General features: G+C 63.1%; 1 protein-coding gene. It reads left to right on the top strand.

Annotated elements, in window-relative coordinates:
- The coding region (locus C7I36_RS16985; protein WP_146137364.1) for a VCBS domain-containing protein at positions 1–293 on the top strand (293 nt) is incomplete at both ends.

The raw sequence follows: 293 nt of genomic DNA, 5'->3' as shown, positions 1-293 counted from the left end.
ACGTCGACCTGGACTTTTTGGCGGCGGGCGAGACCATCACCTTCAGCTATACCGTGACCGCCACCGACAGCCAGGGCGCCACCGCCAGTGAGGTGGTGAGCTTTACCCTGATCGGCAGCAACGACGCCCCGACCTTGTCCGTGGAGAACGCGGCGCCCATGCTGGAAGTGGCGGGCGATTCCAGTGCCCAGGACTTGCGCGGCACTGGCCTGGTGAGTTTTGGGGATCTGGATGATAACGACACCGTCAGCCTGAGCGTTGTTGGCAATAACGACATGGTCTGGAGCGGCGGC

The organism is Zobellella taiwanensis (assembly GCF_003012795.1).
GTDB lineage: Bacteria > Pseudomonadota > Gammaproteobacteria > Enterobacterales > Aeromonadaceae > Oceanimonas > Oceanimonas taiwanensis.
This window is presented reverse-complemented; position numbering and strand designations above follow the sequence as displayed.